The 21,745-nt window shown below is 60.8% G+C and carries 3 protein-coding genes; 2 read left to right on the top strand and 1 reads right to left on the bottom strand.

Translation table 11 applies throughout. The features are described from left to right. Positions 1-25: 25 nt before the first annotated feature. Entirely contained in the window at positions 26-2,023 is a 1,998-nt protein-coding gene (locus tag O9H32_RS17880) for a methyl-accepting chemotaxis protein (RefSeq protein WP_269867486.1), read from the bottom strand. Between the two features lie 701 nt (positions 2,024-2,724). On the opposite strand from O9H32_RS17880, the gene O9H32_RS17875 reads away from it, so the two are divergent. Both O9H32_RS17875 and O9H32_RS17870 read left to right on the top strand, forming a co-directional pair. Further along, the gene (locus tag O9H32_RS17875; RefSeq protein WP_269867485.1) at positions 2,725-9,117 is read left to right on the top strand and encodes a non-ribosomal peptide synthetase; all 6,393 of its coding nucleotides are present in this window, start codon (positions 2,725-2,727) and stop codon (positions 9,115-9,117) included. Positions 9,118-9,153: 36 nt separating this feature from the next. Beyond that, positions 9,154-21,735: a non-ribosomal peptide synthetase gene (locus O9H32_RS17870; protein WP_269867484.1), complete on the top strand. Its 12,582-nt coding sequence runs from the start codon at positions 9,154-9,156 to the stop codon at positions 21,733-21,735. The last annotated feature ends 10 nt before the right edge of the window (positions 21,736-21,745 follow it).

The raw sequence follows: 21,745 nt of genomic DNA, 5'->3' as shown, positions 1-21,745 counted from the left end.
CAAGGTGCCGGCCTGGATCCATGGGTTAGATTATGAATTTATGGACAGCAGCAAGCAGCTGTGCGGCCGTTTCTTCTGTTCTTAGCATCAATTCAGCCAACTGCTCGGAGTGTAAGCGCATGTCCGATGTTTTCTCGGCAATATTCTGAGTTCCTGCCGCGTTCTCATTGTTGGATTGCGTAACTTCCTCAATCGATTGAGCCACATTTTGAATCGAAGCCAGCAGCTGCTCGGCCGTCGCACTGAAATCGGTCACGAGCGCTTGGACGGATCCGGCGTCCTTGGAATATTGTTCACCATTGGCCACCATCGCATTGTAGTCCTGGATGACGGTCTCATCAATGAACGTAAGTGCTTTTTCGGAACTCTTCGTAAGTGCCTGAACGGAGGACATCACCAAGCTCGCGACGGTCTGAATTTCATTCGCCGTCTTCGCGGAATTCTCGGCCAGCTTCCGGATCTCACCGGCGACAACGGCGAATCCTTTGCCCGCTTCGCCTGCGCGTGCCGCCTCAATAGCAGCATTGAGAGCAAGCAGATTCGTCTGATTGGTAATGTCAAGAATGGAACCTGTCAGGACATGAATTTGCTCAACCGCTTTGGCCTGTTCCATCGCAGCTCTCGACTCGCTCTCGATCGAACCGCGAATATCCTGTGCTGAATTTCGGGATGTGATCGCCGACTCCTTCAGATGCTGAGCACGACCCGCAATTTCATCCGCCATCGAAGATCCGTCCTGCGCTTTTAACGCGATGGAAGTCACCGCGTCCTTAATCTCCGAAGAGGTAACATTCATAGTATGTGCCATTGCGGCCGTTTCTTGCATACCTGCTGACATTTGTTCGGTTGTCGCAGAAACGTCTTCCACCTGGGATGCGAGCGAGCTCATGCTGGCCGAAGATTGGCCGATGAATGATTTTACGTTCGACGTTTCACTGGCGACTTGGCCAAGAACCGTTCGTATGGACGCCGACATCTTCTCAACCGAATGAGCCAGGTGCCCGATCTCATCCGTACGCTTCAGCAGTCCTGCTGGCAGCGTGTGAGTAAAATCTGCCGCGGCCATGACATTTAAGAATTCCGAAAGACGCTTGATTGGTCCCGAAATGAACCCGGCTGTAAAAATAGAAATCAGCACGACGATCACGACTGTGACAAGAATCAATAGGATGGTCTTGTTCACGCTGGATTGCAGGTTTTGGAAAACTTCGTTAGCCGGTACAGTAATCATGACTTTCCAACCTGTAGTGGCAACCGTAGCAAAGGCTGCCATTTTGTCTACTCCCTCCTCATTCGTATACGTTTCTACCCCGGAATCCTTCGTATACACCGAGTCATAAGCCTTGATCGCCGATTCACTAACGGCCTCTTGATACGTTTTATTCACCTTCGATTCATCTGGGTGATACATAAACACGCCTTTGCTGGAAAGCAAATTCCCATAACCCGTTTCGCCTACTTTAACTTTATCGAAGCTGCTCTTTAAGGATGCCACGGAAACGATGTCGATCACGACACCTTGAAACTGGTTTTGCGCATCGAAATAAGGGACGGCCATCGTCACCCCAAGCTGCTCGATGCTCCTTATCATCAGCAGGTCACTTACGGCAGGTTTCTTGGTTTCTTTCGCTTGCTTGAAATACTCGCGGTCTGAAATATCGGTCAGCGTACCATCCTCAGCCGGTATCTTACCCTCTGCATCGGAAACAATGGTCATCACGACCTCAGGGTCGGTTTTGACGGCCGGCTGGACGGCATTATTCTTTCCTACAGCGTCCATGCTGCTGAAGCCCGGGTTGCTCTGGAGCACTTTCTGGATAGCGTTTATTTTCGTATGGAGCCAAACGTCTGTTGCTTGTGCATTGCTTGTGGCAATACCGATCTCTTGATCGTTAATGCTCGTGGTCAGCTGACTCTTGAATTGACCCATTTGTATGGAAGCAAGCGTAACAAGCGGGATCAATGTGAGTACCAGAATCATCATCGTAAGCCGGAAGCGTAAACTCTTGAGGTTCTTCTTCAACCGATATCACTCCTATTAGAATGGATTACATCTCTAATAGACTATCGACGTGATTCGAGTTGAAATGAAATCCAAATGAAGGATGGGCATGTTACAGGCGAAAGGGGGCCCGGTCCCACATCGCGATAAACGGATATATTATATTCCCGAGTTTGTGAAGACGGCGTATTCGCTTCGCAGCTTGATTTTTTTGCATTGGATTAAGACGAATACGGGCAAAATATAACTAAGGAGTGTGTTCCTGTATGATGCCTTCGTATATTTTCGCGCACACCGTGCCAGCCATCGTTCTTCTTTTGACCATACGGGCAGAATCCTTCACGGCATGAAGAAGCCGCTGGGTTTCGCTTCGCTTATACGCCCTTTGATCTTATCTACGACCGTCGCCTCAAAGCCGTAGCGGTGCAGCCAGTAAGCGAGCGCCGGCCCCCGCAATGCTTGCTCCGGAAATCAGAATCCGCTTTTTTTTCAACCATTTATTATACCACTGCTAGCTATTCATGAGTTCGGAGCATTGGATGTCAAGGCTTTTTCTTTAAGAAAATAGCAAGTAGTCAATATAATGCACGCATTTCATCAACATCGTATCTATCCTGTTTTTGACAATCCACAGATAATGAAGTGAAGTTCTATGGATTTTTACGGATTGTATTCAACTTTCAAATACCTTAACACGTGTCACGGATGGAGAGATGCGCACCATGGATACTTTAAGCGGACTGCTGCTGCAACGGAAGCACAGCGAGAAGGGAATCCGGTTTATTCAGGGCAGGGACAAGGAAATCTTCATCTCCTACGCCGCCCTATACGACAGCTCCCTGAGGCTGCTCAAGCGAATGCAGGATACAGGCATGAGACCGGGAGAAGAGGCTGTATTCCAACTCGAAGGCCAAGCGGACTTCATCAGGGCCTTCTGGGCCTGCCTGCTTGGCGGGATCGTCCCCGTCCCCGTCACGGTGGGGGAGTACGAGGAGCACAAGCTCAAGCTTGTCAACGTGTGGGCCAAGCTGCGCCATCCTTGGCTGGTTACCAACACTGCAAGGTGGGAGAACATGCAGCCCCATATTGTTCCTTCCATGAAGGACCGCTGTCTGTTCCTGGATACCGCATCGGCGGTGGAAGAGGGGCATGGTACGGTCTATCAGACGCAAGCAGAAGAAAGCGCATTCATTCAGTTCTCATCGGGCTCCACCGGTGAACCGAAGGGTGTGGTATTAACCCACGGGAACCTTCTCAGCAACATCCGTTCGATCATCCGCAGCTCCGAGATCGACGAGCGGGACTCGGTGCTGAGCTGGATGCCGCTGACACATGATATGGGACTGATTGGCAACCATCTGGTTCCGCTCGCCGCCGATCTTCACCAGTTCTTGCTGCCGACCTCGCTGTTCATCACCCGGCCTCATCTATGGCTCGACAAAGCCGCTGAACACGGAGCAACGATTCTTTCTTCCCCGAATTTCGGCTATCACTATCTGCTTCAGCATCTGGGCAGGCGAAGCCCGGAGCAATGGGATCTCTCTCGCGTGAGGTTGATCTTCAACGGCGCTGAGCCGATCGCACCCGAACTGATCCGCCGTTTCCTGAGCACGATGCAGCCGTACGGTCTATCCCGAAGCAGCATGTATCCCGTGTACGGACTGGCCGAGGCCTGCCTTGCGGTGACCTTCCCGCCCGTTCACGAGGAGCTCGTGACGATGACCATCCACCGGAGAAGGATGGCCGTAGGCCAGAGCATTCAAGAGCTGGCGGATCCCGCGGACCCGGACGGTGTGGCCCTGGTGGATGTGGGCTATCCGATCGAACCCGGCTCGCTTCGTCTGTGCGACGATCAGGGTCTGGAGGTCGAGGAACAGCATGTGGGCCATATTCAAATCCGGGGAGCGAACGTCACCTCCGCCTATTACAACGACGAGCAGGCGACCCGGCAGGCGATCGATCCGGAAGGCTGGCTGACTACGGGCGATCTGGGGTTCCTGCGCGGCGGCCGGTTGATCGTGACGGGAAGAGCCAAGGATATTCTGTTCATCAACGGGATCAATCTCTATCCCCATGATATCGAACGCATCGCCGCGGAGGTGCCCGGCATCGAAGCGGGGAAGGTGGCTGCCTGCGGTGTGCGGAGCGAAGAGACGATGATGGAGGAGCTGCTGATCTTCCTGGTCTGGAGGAAAGAGCCGGAGGCGCTGACTCCGCTCAGCGAAGCCTTGAGGGCAGTGATCAACCGGAGGCTTGGCGTCGAGGTGAAGGAGGTGATTCCCGTCCGTTCGATCCCCAAAACGACCAGCGGAAAACTCCAGCGGTATGCTCTTCGGGACCGTTATGCGGACGGCGAATTCAACGAGGTGATCACGCGGCTGAATAGCTTACAGGAGAGCCGTCAGCAAGATTCCCTGCAGCCCTCCAGTGAAACGGAAACGGCGCTGCTTCCCTTGTGGAACCGGGCACTGGGGAAGGAGGCGCGGGGCGGGGAGGAGCACTTCTTCGAGCATGGCGGCAATTCGTTAAAAGCGGCTCTGCTCGTGTCGGAAGTCCGGAGCCGGCTGCATGCGCCGCTCGAGCTGAAGCATGTGTACGAATATCCTACGTTGTCCGCCCTGGCCCGCTGCATCACGGCGTTAGGCGAAGATCGGGAGTCATCCATTCCCAGGGCGGGGAAGCGGCCTTGGTATCCTTTGCTGCCCGGTCAGAAGAGTATCTATGCGCATCATGAGATCTACCAGGATCAGACGTACAATATCGTCAAGGCGGCCAGAATCAAAGGCAGGATCGATAATGCAGCCGCCGAAGCGGCTTTTGCGAAGCTGATCCGGCGCCACGAGACGCTCCGTACGGGATTCGAGCTGAGGGACGGACAGCCGGTTCAGGCCGTTCGCGACGATGTACCTTTCGAAATCGCAGCGCTCAAGGGGGAGGGAACGGACGAAGAGATCATCCGGGGCTTCTCCGCCGTCTTCGACTTGACCCGGCCGCCGCTGCTGCGGGCAGGAATCGCCAGTCTCTCGGCGGATGAGAGCCTGCTGGTAGTGGAGGTTCATCATCTGGCGGCTGACGGCATCTCGGTGATCCGGCTCATGGAGGAATGGGTTCAGCTCTATGAGGGACGCGAGCTTGCCCCCCTGGCGCTGCAGTTCAAGGATGTGGCGGAATGGCAGGAAGCGCAAGGCGGGGATCAGGAAGGGAAGAAGGCATACTGGGCCCAGCGTCTGGCGGGCTGCCAGCCTCTCCTGGACCTGCCGGCAGACGGCACCCTAAGGGCGGAGGACGATTTCCGCGGCGATACGGTAGCGCATCCCGTTCATCCCGAGCTCGCCGCACGGCTAAGAAGCTTGTCGGTTCGGCAGAGCACGAGCCTGTACACGGTCTGCTTGAGCGCCTTCTATATCCTGCTGTCCAAATACGCACAGCAGGACGATGTGGTGATCGGCACATCCTTGGCGGGCCGAACGCGGGCGGAGCTGGAGCCCTTGGTCGGCATGTTCGTGAATACGGTGCCGCTGCGGAGCCATCCCGCCGGCGGCCGGACTTATACCGAGTGGCTGCAGGAAGTCCACTCCCGCTTCCTGGAAGCGCACGAGCATCAGAGTGTTCCCGTGGAACCGGGCCTGGCCCCGTTTAACACCGCGTTTGTTATGCAGAACATGAAGCCGTTCGAGCCTCACGCCGCCGGTCTAGAGCTCCGTGTCTGCGATTATCATAATGGTACCTCGAAGTTCGATCTGTCGCTGTTCGTCTATGATACGGATGCGGGCCTGGAATTGCAGCTGGAATACAAGACCAGCCGGTTCCGCAGGGAGACCATGGAGGTCCTGGCGCGCCACTATGTGAACCTTCTGCGGGAGATTGCCGACCGGCCGGACAGGGAGATCTCCCAGTTTCGGATGCTGTCCCCCGAAGAATATGACGAGATCATACATCAACGCAACGCTACCACCCGAGCTTATCCTGCAGACAAGACGGTCGTGCAGCTGTTCGAGGAACAGGTGTCGAGATCGCCGCAGGCCGTGGCCCTTCGCTGCCAGGAGCAGCTGATGACCTACGAAGAGCTTCATAACAGGGTGCAGGCTGCGGGGCGTGCGCTCATCCGTAAAGGGGCCCGGCCGGGCCGGGTGATCGCCATTCTAATGGACCGGAGCATCGACCTGATGGTGGCGATCCTCGGAATCCTGCGCTCCGGAGCCGCCTATCTGCCGCTGGATCCGGAATACCCGCCGGAGCGGATTCAATATATGCTCGAGGACAGCGGAGCGGAGCTGCTCGTGGTTTCTCCCCGGCTGCGGGGCACGGTCAAGTTCAACGGGGAGATCACGGATGTGGAAGCCTTATTGGCAAGCGGACAGGAGGCGGCGGAGCCGTGGAGTCCGGCAGAGCCTGGGAACAACCCGCGGGATTTGGCTTACGTTATCTATACGTCAGGCTCCACGGGCAAGCCCAAAGGAACGATGATCGAGCATCGCGGACTCGTCAATTACATTTGGTGGGCGAGCGAAGTATACGTTCAAGGGGAGAAGGTCTCGTTCCCGCTGTATTCCTCCATTGCCTTCGACCTAACGGTCACCTCCATCTTCACGCCTCTGGTCACAGGGAATTCCGTGGTGATCTATCCGGGAGCGCAGCAGGATCTCGTGATTCATGACGTCCTCCGGCAGAACGAAGTGGAAGTGGTGAAGCTGACGCCGTCCCATCTGAAGCTGCTAGCAGCGATGGAGTTGCGGGATTCAGGCATCAAGCGTCTCATTGTCGGCGGCGAACAGCTGGATACCCGGTTGTGCGCGGAAGTGTCCCGCCTCTTTGGTCACGAGGTGGACATCTACAACGAATACGGGCCTACGGAAACCGTGGTGGGCTGTATGATCTACCGGTATTCGCCGGAGAAGGACACCGATGCTTATGTCCCGATCGGCCGGCCGGCTGCCAATGTGCAGCTCTACATTCTGGATTCCTTCCTGCAGCCCGTGCCCTGCCATGCGGCCGGCGAGCTGTATATCTCCGGAGACGGGGTTGCCCGGGGGTATCTGAACCGGCCGGAAGTGACGAACGAGAAATTCATCGACAACCCCTTCGTCCCGGGCGGACGGATGTACCGGACAGGCGACATGGCCCGCATGCTTCCGGACGGCAATATCGTATTCGTCGGCCGGAAGGATCATCAAGTGAAGATTCGGGGATACCGGATCGAGCTTGGGGAGATCGAGTCCCGCTTGGCCGCATACCCGGGGATCCGGGAGTGCCATGTGCTCGCAGCGGCCGACCGCTACGGAACCGCCTCACTCTGTGCTTATTACGACGCTGCGGAAGAGCTGGACACCCGCGAGCTGCGTTCCTTTCTGTCAAGCGCACTGCCGGAGTATATGCTGCCGTCGTATTTCGTACGGGTAACCCCGTTCCCGCTTACGCCTAACGGCAAGCTGGACCGAAGCGCGCTTCCCGCTCCGGCTGCAGGAACCCACTTGCCAGCGGATGCCTTGATCCCTCCGGATACGGAAACCGAAGAGCTGCTCGTGACCGTATGGAAAGAAGTGCTGGGCCTCAGTCGGCTCGGCGTGGAGGATGCCTTCTATGCCGTCGGCGGCGATTCCATCAAAGCGATCCAAGTCAGCTCCAAGCTCTCGGAGTACGGGTATATCGTAGAGATCCGGCACATTCTGATCTATCAGACGATCCGCCAAATCAGTGCCCTCGTTCGTCCCGCAGGGGAGCAGCAGGTCTGCGAGCAGGGGCTCTTAGCCGGAGAGAAGGGGCTGACTCCCATTGAACAATGGTTCTTCGGCCAAGCGTTCCCCAACCCGCACTACTACCAGCAGTCCGTCCTTCTGCGGCTGAAACAGCCTATGGAGGACCGGCTGCTGGAGCAGGCGCTTGGCAGGCTGGTCGAGCATCATGATGGGCTTCGAATGAATTACAATCCGGTAACGCACGTTCTATTCTTCAACGAGAAGCACGCAGCCGCGCCGTTCCGCCTGCTCCGCTACGACTTATCCGCCCTGACGGAAGAACAGAAGCCGGATCGGCTGCAGGAGATCGGCACAGAAGTCAAATCGGGCTTCCGGATCGACACCGATTTACTGATCAAAGCGGCTCTTGTCCAGTTCGGCCCCGGTGAACAACTGCTGCTCCTCACAGCCCATCATCTGGTCATCGACGGGGTGTCCTGGAGGATTGTTCTGGAGGATCTGCTGCGGATCTATCGGAGCTTGGCCTTGGGAGGGGAGCCTGCGCTGCCCCCAAAAACCGCTTCACTCACACAGTGGCACAATGAGCTGACCGAGAGGGCGCCTTCCATGGCATCGAGCCTGCCGTATTGGATCGGTGAGGAAGCGGCAGAGCGTACGATCCCTTGGGATGCCGAGCCTGACTACTGGGGAATGGAGCACATCGTAAGCGTCCAGCGCGAGCTGGAGACGGAGTGGTCGGAGCGGCTGCGTTCCTCCATTCATGAAGCGTACAGCACGAATGTGCAGGATCTGTTGTTGGCCGCTTGGGCATTAGCCATGCGGCAGTGGACGGGGAGAACGTCCTTCGTTGTCGAGCTGGAAGGACACGGCCGGAATGCGGCCGCACTAGACGTGTCGCGCACCGTCGGCTGGTTTACCTCCATGTTCCCGCTGAAGCTGGAGGCGGCTGCCTCTACGCTTCCGGAGGTGATCAAGGGGGTCAAAGAAAAAGTGAGACGGCTTCCGGACGAAGGCATAAGCTTCGGCGTGCTGAAGTACATGCACCCGGAGGCAAGGCTCGCTTCCCCCCGCAGGGCAGAGGTCCGCTTCAATTATCTCGGACAGTTTCAGCAGGAGATCGAGAATGACTGGTTCTCCTTGTCCGATCATGGAACGGGTTCGGATACGGATCCCTCCAACCCGGCGACGGCTGAGCTGGACGTTCAGTGCCTCTATGTGGGCGGCACGCTAAGAGTGCAGCTGCATTACAACCGTCTTGCTTATCGGGAAGAGACAATGAACAGGCTCCTCGGCATGTACATGGACAGGCTGCAGGAGATCATCCGGCACTGCGGCGACCAGGACGGGAAGGGGTATACCCCTTCCGATTTTGAGACGATCCAGCTGAGCCAGGAGGATCTGGACAGCCTGCTGTTATAACCATCGCTCAGGCATCAACGAAGAAGGAGATGTACCGTGGCCAGAATCGATAAAAACAACATCGAAGATATATTGTCCCTCAGTCCGCTGCAGGAAGGCATGCTGTTTCACCATCTGCACAACCCGTCCAGCGACGCATACTTCGAGGAGCTGAACGTCCTGCTGCAGGGCGAGCTGAACTTCACTCGGTTCCGGGAGGTATGGCAGCAGATCGCCGAGACCAACCCGGCTCTTCGAACGGTATTCCGATGGGAGAGGCTGGAGAAGCCGGTTCAGATCATTCTGAAACGGCATGAAGTGGACGCAGCGCTTCGGCTGCAGCTCCCGCAGGCGGAGGAACGGGTGAACCTCCAGGAGGTTCCCTTCCGCATCCGGCTCGCCGAGCTGGAGCAGGATCTGCACGAGATGACGATCAGCTATCATCATATCCTCTATGACGGGTGGAGCAGCGGGATTCTGCTGCAGGAATTCTTCAAACTGTATACCCTTCGAAGTGAAGGGAGGCATGGGGAGCTCCCAAGAAAAACACCGTATAAAGAGTACATCAAATGGCTGCAGCGTCAGGATCAAGAGCGGCACCAACGGTATTGGAACCAGCAGCTCTATGACATGGAGTCCAAGACGGATCTGCCTTGCACGGGGCTCGCGCAGGGGTTGGCATCGCCAGGGGGGCAGCATAAGATCACTCTGGCTGCACAGCTTGTAGAACAAATCCACAGCTACACGTCGGAACACAAGGTATCCTTGGCCTCCTTGTTGTACAGCGCCTGGGCGATCTGCCTGCAGGCCTATAACCACAGCGATGAGGCGGTATTCGGAACCACCGTATCGGGAAGAGATGCCGCCCTGCCGGGAATCGCCGACATGGTCGGTTTGTTCATCAACACGGTGCCCCTGCGGGTACGTCGCAGCGATGGGGACAGCCTCCTGGAGCTCAACCTGAAGGTTGACCGCCTGTTGAAGGAAAGAGTCGGTCATGATACCGCTTCACTGACGGACATCATGCAGTATGGAGGGATCAGCCATCTTCATCCCCTCTTCGACAGCATTATGGTCATCGAGAACTACCCTCTGGACTTGGCAGCGTGGGGGCAGCTGCAGGGCTTGAAGCCTGTGGCCTACTCCGCCAAGGAACGAACGAATTACGGGTTGACGGTAAGCGTCCTGCTTCACAACGGGATCGATATCGAATTTCATTACGATGGCCATCTCTTCACGGAAGGGAGCATTCGAAGAATCGCCGAGCAGGTACGGTCGGTCATCGGTCAGACGGTGGGGACGCCGTCGCGCAAGGCGGCTGAACTCGATTGGCTGGCGCCGGACGAACAGCGGCAGCTCAAGGAACTCCACGGCGAGCGGCATCCATACCCCAAAGGGCAAACCATCCAAGGCTTGTTCGAGGAACAGGCAAACCGCACACCCGAGCGCACGGCGGTGGTATCGGGAGACCGCACGCTGAGCTACGGCGAACTCAATGCGCGGGCGAACCGCCTGGCCCAAACTCTTCGGGCGAGGGGAATACGGCCGGATACGGTGGTCGGGCTGATGACGGAGCGGTCCCCGGACATGCTCGTGGGGCTGCTCGCCATCCTCAAAGCCGGTGGCGCTTACCTGCCGATCCATCCGCAGGATCCGGCCGAGCGCAGACGGTTCATGCTGCACGACAGCGGAGCCGTGCTGCTGCTGACACAGCGGCATCTGATGGAGGGCTGCGGCCCACTCGGGGTCGACCTGCTTGCCATTGAGGATGCAGCTGCGCCCGGTGCCGTCAGCAACAACCCAGAAGCCGTGAACGGCGCCGGCGATCTGGCCTATGTGATCTATACGTCCGGCTCAACAGGGCAGCCGAAGGGCGTCGGGATCGAGCACGCTTCCGTGATGAATTTGCTGCACGGTCTGCAGCAGGAAGTATATGGCCATACTGCGGAGCCGCTGCAGGTCGCGCTGCTGGCCTCCTATGTGTTCGACGCCTCGGTGCAGCAGATCGGCAGCGCCCTGCTGTTCGGGCACACGCTGCATGTGCTGCCGGAGGCATGCCGGATGCATCCGCGGGCGTTTATGAGCTATATCCGGGCGCATGGCATTCAGGTGTGCGACGGCACCCCGAGCCATCTGGCCTTCTTGTGCGGGGAAGGGGCGCTCAGCGGCAGTGGAGCGGCCGAAGCGCTGCGAAGCGACAGCGGGGCAAGCGACAGCGGGGCAAGCGACAGCGGGGAGGTCAACGCCTTGCCAAGCGGGCGGGCAGCGGATGACGTGCAGCCAAGGGGGAGCACCGACGGGAATGCGCAGCAGAGCGAGAGTGCGGCGGAGATTGCCGCAGGCGCCGAGCGTGCAGCGTCAGCGGCCGTCAGCGGGCTGAGGCACCTTCTGGTCGGCGGGGAAGTCCTGACCCGTTCGACGGTCCGTGAGCTCTGGCGGGCCTTCACTGACCCGGAGCTGACGATCTGGAACGTGTACGGTCCGACGGAGTGCTGCGTCGATGCGGTGATCCATCCGATCCGGCGTACGGAGTTTCTGCGGGAGGACGGCGGCGTTCCCGGCGGTCAGACCCTACCGATCGGACGGCCGCTGCCGAACGTGCAGTGTTATATCCTCGGTACAGGCGGCCGGCCGCAGCCCATCGGAGCACCCGGGGAGCTGTGCATCGGCGGGGAGGGGGTAGCGCGAGGCTATGTGAACCGGCCGGAGCTGACGGCCGGGAAGTTCACCCTGAACCCGTGCGTCCCCGGCGGGCGGATGTACCGCACGGGCGACCTGGCGCGCTGGCTGCCGGACGGCGTGCTGGAGTACCTCGGGCGGATCGACGGCCAGGTGAAAATCCGGGGCTACCGGATTGAAACCGGCGAGATCGAAGCGAAGCTGCTGGCCCACAGCGGCATTCGCGAGGCCGCCGTCACCGCCTTCGACGAAGGCGGGGGCCGTCAGTCGCTCTGCGCCTATATCGCCCCGCTGCCGGGGCAGCAGGCGCCGCCGCCGGCGGAGCTGCGGGCCTACCTCGCGCGCAGCTTGCCGGAGTATATGCTCCCGTCCCGATTCGTGGCCGTGGAGCGGCTGCCGCTCACGCCGAGCGGCAAGCTGGACCGCCGGGCGCTGCCCCGGCCGCAGGAATGGAGCGGGCACGAAGCGTATGCCGCGCCGAGGGACAAGCGTGAAGCGGCGCTCGCCCGCATCTGGCAGGAGCTGCTCGGCGTGGAGCGCGTTGGCCTGCACGACCACTTCTTCGAGCTCGGAGGCCACTCGCTGAAGGCGATGAGCCTGGCCGCCCGCATCCACAAGGAGCTGCATGTGGAGCCGGCGCTGGGCGACCTGTTCGCGCACCCAACCCTGGAGGAGATGGCCGCGCACCTGGGGCGCTTGGATCGCAGCGGCTACAGCGCGATCGCGCCAGTGCCCGAGCAGCCGTACTATGCGGTATCGTCGGCACAGAAGCGGCTGTACGTATTGGAGCAGCTGGAGGGCCTGCGGACGGGCTACAACATGCCCGGCGTGTTCCGGCTCAGCGGCACCTGGGACAAGAAGCGGATGGAGAGAGCCTTCGCCGGAATGATCGGGCGGCACGAGGCGCTCCGCACCTCGTTCGGGCTGGAGGGCGGAGAGCCGGTGCAGTACGTGCATCCTTCCGCTGCATTGGAGCTTGAAGCGCTGGAGCTCGAAGCTCCAAAAGCCAGCGGGGAGATGGTCTGCGGCACAGAGCTGCTGACCCCTCATGCAGGCGCGGTGGAGTCGCTAATCATAAGCACGGACGCCGGCCCGCAGATCCGCAGGCTCATCGCCCGCTTCATCCGGCCGTTCGACCTGAGCCGGGCACCGCTGCTGCGGGCGGGACTGCTGCCGCTGCCCGGCGGCGAGGCGCTGCTGCTCGTCGATCTGCACCATATCGTCTCCGACGGCGTATCGATGGGCCTGTTCGTGCGCGAGTGGCAGCAGCTCTACCGCGGGGAGGCGCTGCAGCCCCTGCCGATCCAGTACAAGGACTATGCCGCCTGGCAGCAGGAGCGGCTGCAGGGAGAAGAGCTGAAGCGGCAGGAAGCCTACTGGCTGGAGCGGCTTGGCGGGGAGCTGCCGGTGCTGAATCTGCCGGCAGACGATCCCAGGCCGGCACAGCAGAGCTTCGAGGGAGGCCGGGTGCGGCTCGAGCTTCCGCGGGAGCTGACCCGGCAGCTGAAGGCGCTGTGTGCGGCGGAAGGCGTAACGCTGAGCATGATGCTGCTGGCGGCCTGGCAGGTGCTGCTGGCGCGGTACAGCGGCCAGGAGGACGTCATCGTCGGCATGCCGGTCGCCGGACGCCCTCATGCCGATCTGGACTCCGTGCTCGGCATGTTCGTGAACCTTCTGGCTATGAGGAACAGACCCGAAGGGGAGAAGACGTTCCTCGGATTCCTGCGGGAAGTGAAGGAGGGGGCGCTGGAAGGGTACGAGAGTCAGGACTACCCGTTCGAGCAGCTTGTACAGCATCTGGGCCTTCCGCGGGACCTGAGCCGCAATCCGGTGTTCGACGTTATGTTCGTCATGCAGAATGCCGGGCAAGGGGGCCGGCTGGAACCATCCGCTGATGGGAGCGTGGACATCACCCCTTATGACTTTGAGAATCCCGTGTCCAAATTCGACCTGACGCTGCAGGCGGCGGAGCGGATGGATCTGGAGACGATCGAGCTGGAGCTGGAGTATGCCTCGAAGCTGTTCGTCCCAGCGACGGCAGAGCGGATGATCCGGCATTACGAACAGCTGCTGGGTCAGATCGTACAGTCTCCACAGCGGAGGCTGGCGGAGCTGGAGGTACTGACGGCGGCAGAGAAGCACCGGCTGCTGGAGGGCTTCAACGACACGGCGGCGGACTATCCGAGAGAGCAGACGATCCACGGCTTGTTCGAGGAACAGGCGGCGCGGACGCCGGACCGGACAGCGGTGGTGCTGGAGCAGGAGCAGCTCACATACCGGGAGCTGAACACGCGGGCGAACGCCTTGGCCCGGGTGCTCCGCGAGAGGGGCGTTGAAGCGGACACGCTCGTCGGCATCCTGGCCGAGCGGTCGCTCGAGATGATCGTCGGCATTCTCGCGATCCTCAAAGCCGGCGGCGCTTATGTGCCCATCGATCCCGAATACCCGCAGGAGAGGATCCGCTTCATGCTGGAGGACACCGGGACACGGCATCTTCTCGTTACGGCTCATACGAAGAAGGATATGCCTCCTTTTGAAGGGGAAATCATCGAAATTGATGCCGCAGCCGGCCCAGTAAGTTCCACGGACCTTAGGGAAGAAGAACTTCTCGATCTTCCTTCGGCTTCTCAGGCTCATCATCTGGCTTATGTGATATACACCTCGGGGACGACGGGTCAGCCCAAAGGCGTCCAGGTGGAGCATCGCGGTGTCGTGAACGCCTTATGGTGGAGGAAAGCGCAGTATGCGCTCGACCGGGAATGTGTGCTTCAGCTGTTCAGCTATGCTTTTGACGGATTTGTGCTGAGTCTGTTCACCCCGCTCGTATCGGGAGCCGCCGTTGTTCTGCTGCATGAAGCCTCTTCCAAAGATCCCGCACACATCCGGCAGGCGATCGTTACGCATGGGATCACCTATTTCCTCAGCGTGCCCAGCCTGTACGAGGCCGTGCTGGAGGGGCTGACCCCGCAAGCCATGAGAACCCTGAGGATGGTGACCCTTGCGGGGGAGCAGGCTGCCCCCGGACTCCTCCGGAAGTCGAAGGCGAAGAAAGCCGCGCTGGAGCTGGCCAACGAATACGGCCCGACGGAATACAGTGTCGTAACTACCTTCTTGAGAAACGTAAGCGAAGCGGAGGGCTCTTCCATCGGGAAGCCGATTCCGAATACCCGGGTCTTCATCCTGAGCGGCCATGGGCGGCTGCAGCCAATCGGCGTGCCGGGCGAGCTGTGCATCAGCGGGGACGGGCTGGCGAGAGGCTACCTGAACCGGCCGGAGCTGACCGCGGAGAGGTTCATCGGCCATCCGCTTCTCCCGGGAGAGCGGCTGTACCGGTCCGGGGACTTGGCCCGATGGCTGCCGGACGGCTCTCTGGAATACCTGGGCCGGATCGACCAGCAGGTGAAGATCCGAGGCTACCGCATTGAACTCGGGGAGATCGAAGCGGCACTGCTGCGGCACGGAAGCATCGGCCAGGCGGCCGTGATCGTCCGGGAGGATCAGCCGGGCCGGCCGGCGCTGTGCGCCTACTATGTGTCCGGCTCCCCTGAGGAGCAGTCCGCCGCCGAGCTTCGCGCATTTATGTCCGGAGCGCTGCCCGGGTATATGATCCCGGCTTACTTCGTCCGGCTCGATGCGCTCCCGCTGACCGTGAACGGCAAGCTGGACCGCAAAGCGCTGCCGGAGCCGGACCTCGGACTGGCCGCAGGAGCGGACTATGTACCGCCCCGCACGCCCGTTCAGGAAGCGCTCGTCAGTGTCTGGCGCGAAGTGCTCGGCGTGCCGGGCCTTGGCATCCGGGACAACTTCTTCGAGCTCGGGGGCGATTCGATCAAGGCGATCCAAGTGGCTTCCCGTCTGGGCAGCCATGGACTGACCTTCGAGATGAAAGACCTGTTCCGCCATCCCGTGATCGAAGCCTTAAGCAAGCATGTCAAAGAAAGCGCGCCGCAGACGGCGGAGGAACAGGGCCCGGCTTCCGGCAGCGTTCCGCTGACGCCCATCCAGGAGTGGTTTTTCGGGCAGTATGCAGACACGCTCGACCACTTCAATCAGGCGGTCATGCTGCACCGGCCGGAAGGAATCGATCCCGGGAGGCTGGAGGCGGTATTCGAGAGGCTCATCGCCCATCATGATGCGCTGCGGCTGCGTTACCGGGTCGCAGGCGGACAGGTGGAGCAGGCGTACTCGGACGGCGGGGAAGCGCCGCACTTTACGCTCGAGGTCATTGATCTGGAGCAAGAGGCAGCGGTGGAGGCGGAAGCGGCCATCCGGCATCATGCAGAACGGCTGCAGCGCAGCCTGCGGCTGGAGCACGGTCCGCTGGTGCGGCTGGGACTCTTCCGGACGCGGGAAGGCGACCACCTGCTGATCGTCATCCACCATCTGGTGGTGGACGGGGTGTCGTGGCGTATCCTGCTCGAGGACTTGGCGCAGGGGTACGCGCAGCTGAGCCGTGGGGAAGCGATTGCCCTTCCGCCGAAGACCGCTTCGTACCAGCGGTGGTCCCGCAAGCTGCGCGACTACGCGGCGGGCAAGGCGCTGAAGAAGGAAGCGGCATACTGGGATGAAGCGGAGCGCCGAACCGGAGCGCCTCTGCCGAAGGATCACCGCGTGGAGCAGAGGCGGCTTGCCGACCAACGCAGCCGGAGCGTCACGTGGCCGGCGGAGCTCACGGAGGAGCTGCTGACCCGGGCCCACCGGGCGTACCGCACGGAGATCAACGACCTGCTGCTGGCCTCGCTGGCTATGGCGGTGCAGCGCTGGTCGGGGAACTCGGAAGTGAGCCTCCATCTGGAAGGCCACGGCCGGGAAGACGTGCTGGAGGGCGTGGACGTCAGCCGGACGGTCGGCTGGTTCACGAGCCTGTACCCGGTGCATCTGACGGCCGGGGCGGATGAGCCGCTGTCCACAACGATCAAGCAGGTCAAAGAAACGCTACGCCGGGTGCCCCGCAAAGGGATCGGCTACGGGCTCCTGAAGGGGCACCTGCCGAACCGCAGTGGTGAGGGTAACCAACGCCAACCGGACCTCTTGTTCAACTACCTGGGGCAGGTGGACCCGGTAGAAGCGGGAAGCGGTCCCCCTACGTTCGTCCCTTCCGCCATGCCGGTGGGAACCACCATCGACGGGCAGGCCCGGGTACAGTATGCCCTGGATGTGGCGGCGGTCGTCACTGCAGGCCGTCTGACGATGGAGCTGCGGTACAACGCGCACGAATACGAGGAGGCGACGATCGAGCGGCTGGCCGCCCACATGGAGCTGAGCTTGCTGGACGTGGTGGGGCACTGCGCCGACAGGGAAGAGGCGGAGTCCACGCCGAGCGATTACGGCATGAACAGCTTACGTCTGAAGGAGCTTGCCCATGTCGAAGAGCTGGTCGGCAGGACAGGGATCCAAGCCATCTATCCGCTGACTCCCATGCAGCAGGGAATGTTGTTTCACAGCGTGATGGAACCGGATTCGGCAGCCTATTTTCAGCAAAATGTCGTGGCTCTGCACGGGCTTATAGATGAAGCCGTGCTGGAGCAGGCGCTGGAGCGACTCATCGCCCGATATGATATTCTCCGCACACGGTTTGTGTTTGACCGCGTGAAAGAGCCCCTGCAGGTGGTCCGCAAGCACGCCTACGTGCCCCTGAACCTCTTCGACCTCCGTCATCTGGCCGAGGAAGAGAAGGCGGACCGCTTGCAGCGCCTCATCCGGGAAGACATGGACCGAGTCTTCCGAGCAGGAGACGACCTCCTGGTCCGGGCGTCGTTCGTCCGGACGGAGGACAATGCCGGCCGGCTCATCTGGAGCTTCCATCATCTGTTGATGGATGGCTGGTGCACTTCCATCCTGATCCGCGAATTTCTTGCTCTGTATCATTCCCTATCGGAGGGCAGGGAGCTGCAGCTGCCTCACGTCGTTCCCTACATGATCTACATGGACTGGCTGGAAGATCAGGACCGTGAAGAAGCGAGAGCATACTGGGAGCAGTATCTGCAGGGGTACGAGCAGCAGGTGACGCTTCCCCGCCAACCGGACGCTGGCGGTGCGGGCTATCGTCTGCAGCAAACCGTCCTGCGTCTGGAGGAACCGGCTGCCGGTCAGCTGCAGCAGCTGGCCGCACGCCACGAGGTCACCCTGAATACCGTGCTGCAGACGGTTTGGGGGATTGTGCTGCAGAAGTACAACCAGGCGGAGGATGTGGTGTTCGGCAGCGTCGTCTCGGGAAGGCCGGCAGAGATCCCGGGCATCGAGACGATGGTAGGCTTGTTCATTCACACGATCCCGGTGCGGATCAGAACCCATCCGGAGACGACCTTCGGGCAGCTCCTGAAGGAAGTGCAGGAGCAGGCCCTGGAGTCGGGCCGCTACGATACGTATCCGCTGACCGAGATCCAGTCCCTGAGTCCGCTCAAGCAGGATTTGATTCACCATCTGGTGGCCTTTGAGAACTACCCTCTGGAGAAGGAGCTGCTGCAGGCCGTGCCCGGGAAGGAGCGGTCCCTCTCGATTGCGGGGGTGGAGGTATTCGAGCAGACGAACTATGACTTCCTTGTCAATATCGTTCCCGGCGAACCGCTCGAGATCCGGTTCGAATATAACGCCCATGTCTACGACCCCGGGACGATGGACCGGCTGGCTGGACACTTAGAGCATATCCTCACCCAAGTGCTCCGGTCCCCATCCGGCCTGGTTCAGGACCTCACGCTATTAACGGCCGAGGAAGCGGAGCGGCAGCTTCATCTCTTTAACCCATGGAGGCAGGTCTCGTATCCCGCAGACCTCACGATCCATGCCTGCTTCGAGGAACAAGCGGCGCGGACTCCGCAGCATACGGCGCTCGTGTATGGCGGGGAACAGCTGACCTACGGAGAGCTGAATGCCAAGGCCAACCAGCTGGCCCGCATGCTGCGCCTTCAGGGGGTCAAGCCCGACAGCATCGTCGGGATCCTGGCGGACCGCTCCCTCGACATGATCGTCGGACTGCTCGCGATTCTCAAGGCCGGGGGGGCTTATGCGCCGGTCGATCCGGATTATCCTGCGGAACGAATCCGGTTCATGCTGGAGGATAGCGGCTGCAGCCACCTGCTCGTCCAGGGAAGGGGCGAAAGCGCCGGCAGAGCGGCATTCTCAGGGAACATCATCTCCCTGAACGACACAGCGCTATTCCAAGGAGAAACCTCCAATCCGGAGCCAGTCAACCATCCGTCCGACTTGGCCTATGTGATCTATACCTCCGGCTCCACAGGGACGCCCAAAGGGGTGATGATCGAGCACCGTCAGGTGATCCGCCTGTTGAAGAACGACCGGTTCGCGTTCCGTTTTTCGGAACGCGACGTATGGACAATGTTCCACTCGTTCTGCTTTGACTTCTCTGTGTGGGAAATGTACGGTGCGCTGCTGTACGGCGGCACGTTGATTGTGGTGCCCAAGGAGGCCACGCTGGACCCGGCGGCTTATCGCCGGCTGCTGAACCATCACGGAGTCACGGTGGTCAACCAGACGCCGACCGCATTCCATCAGCTGATCCAGGCGGACGAGAAGCAGGATAGCCCGCTGCAGGTGAGATACGTCATCTTCGGCGGAGAAGCGCTGCAGCCGGCTCTTCTGCAGCCATGGAAGAAGCGGTATCCCGCCGCCAGGCTGATCAACATGTACGGCATTACCGAGACCACCGTGCATGTGACCTTCCAAGAGATCGGGGAGGCGGAGATCGCTTCGAACTCGAGAAGCATCGGCAGCCCGATTCCGACCCTGTCCGCCTGCATTCTGGACAAGCGGCTCCAGGCCGTACCGATCGGGGTGCCGGGTGAGCTGTGCATCAGCGGGGACGGGCTGGCGAGAGGCTACCTGAATCGGCCGGAGCTGACCGCGGAGAGGTTCATCGACCATCCGCTTCTCCCGGGAGAGCGGCTGTACCGGTCCGGGGACTTGGCCCGATGGCTGCCGGACGGCTCTCTGGAATACCTGGGCCGGATCGACCATCAGGTGAAGATCCGAGGCTACCGTATCGAACTCGGGGAGATCGAAGCGGCACTGCTGCGGCACGGAAGCATCGGCCAGGCGGCCGTGATCGTCCGGGAGGATCAGCCGGGCCAGCCGGCGCTGTGCGCCTACTATGTGTCCGGCTCCCGTGAGGAGCTGTCCTCCGCTGAGCTCCGCTCATTCTTGTCCGGAGGGCTGCCCGGCTATATGATCCCGGCTTACTTCGTCCGGCTCGATGGGCTCCCGCTGACCGTGAACGGCAAGCTGGACCGCAAAGCGCTGCCCGAGCCGGCCGTCGGCCTGGCCGCAGGAGCGGACTATGCACCGCCCCGCACGCCCGTTCAGGAAGCGCTCGTCAGTGTTTGGCGCGAAGTGCTCGGCGTGCCGGGCCTCGGCATCCGGGACAACTTCTTCGAGCTCGGGGGCGATTCGATCAAGGCGATCCAAGTGGCTTCCCGTCTGGGCAGCCATGGACTGACCTTCGAGATGAAAGACCTGTTCCGCCATCCCGTAATCGAAGCGTTAAGCGAGTATGTCAAAGAAAGCGGGCCGCAGACGGCGGAGGAACAGGGCCCGGCTTCCGGCAGCGTTCCGCTGACGCCCATCCAGGAGTGGTTTTTCGGGCAGTATGCAGACATGCCCGACCACTTCAATCAGGCGGTCATGCTGCACCGTCCCGGGGGGATCGACCCCGGAAAGCTGGAGACTGTGTTCGAACGACTTGTCTCCCATCACGACGCTCTGCGGCTGCGTTACCGGGTCGCAGGCGGACAGGTGGAGCAGGCGTACTCAGACGGCGGGGAAGCGCCGCACTTTACGCTCGAGGTCATTGATCTGGAGCAAGAAGCAGCGGTGGAGGAGGATGCTGAAGCATCCATCTGGCACCAAGCCGAGCGGCTGCAGCGCAGCCTGCGGCTGGAGCACGGTCCGTTGGTGCGGCTGGGGCTCTTCCGGACGCGGGAAGGCGACCACCTGCTGATCGTGATCCACCATCTGGTGGTGGACGGGGTGTCGTGGCGCATCCTGCTCGAGGACTTGGCGCAGGGGTACGCGCAGCTGAGCCGTGGGGAAGCGATTGCCCTTCCGCCGAAGACCGCTTCGTACCAGCGGTGGTCCCGCAAGCTGCGCGACTACGCGGCGGGCAAGGCGCTGAAGAAGGAAGCGGCGTACTGGGATGAAGCGGAGCGCCGAACCGGAGCGCCTCTGCCGAAGGATCACCGCGTGGAGCAAAGGCGGCTTGCCGACCAACGCAGCCGGAGCGTCACGTGGCCGGCGGAACTCACGGAGGAGCTGCTGACCCGGGCCCACCGGGCGTATCACACGGAGATCAACGACCTGCTGCTGGCCTCGCTGGCTATGGCGGTGCAGCGCTGGTCGGGGAACTCGGAAGTGAGCCTCCATCTGGAAGGCCACGGCCGGGAAGACGTGCTGGAGGGCGTGGACGTCAGCCGGACGGTCGGCTGGTTCACGAGCCTGTACCCGGTGCATCTGACGGCCGGGGCGGATGAGCCGCTGTCCACAACGATCAAGCAGGTCAAAGAAACGCTCCGCCGGGTGCCCCGCAAAGGGATCGGCTACGGGCTCCTGAAGGGGCTCCTGCCGAACCGCAGTGGTGAGGGTAACCAACGCCAACCGGACCTCTTGTTCAACTACCTGGGGCAGGTGGACCCGGCCCAAGCGGGAAGCGGCGCGGATGGGTTCGTCTCTTCTGCCATGCCGGTGGGAAATACCGTCAGCGAGCAGGCTGGGGTGCTGTATGCCCTGGACGTGGCGGCGGTCGTGGCGGCGGGCAGGCTTACGATAGAGCTGCGGTACAATGCGCACGAGTACGAGGAAGCGACAATGGAACGGCTGGCCGCCCACCTGGAGCAGAGCCTGCGGGAGGTGGTCCAGCACTGCGCCGGTAAGGAAGAGGCGGAATCCACGCCGAGCGATTACGGCATCGAGATCGACTTGGGCGAACTGGAGCTGTTATTGGAAGAATAGCCGAATGGAG

The organism is Paenibacillus caseinilyticus (genome assembly GCF_027533645.1).
In the GTDB taxonomy this organism is placed as follows: Bacteria; Bacillota; Bacilli; order Paenibacillales; family NBRC-103111; genus Paenibacillus_G; species Paenibacillus_G caseinilyticus.
Note: the sequence above shows the minus strand (reverse complement) of the source record. Positions and strands in the feature narration are given on the sequence as shown.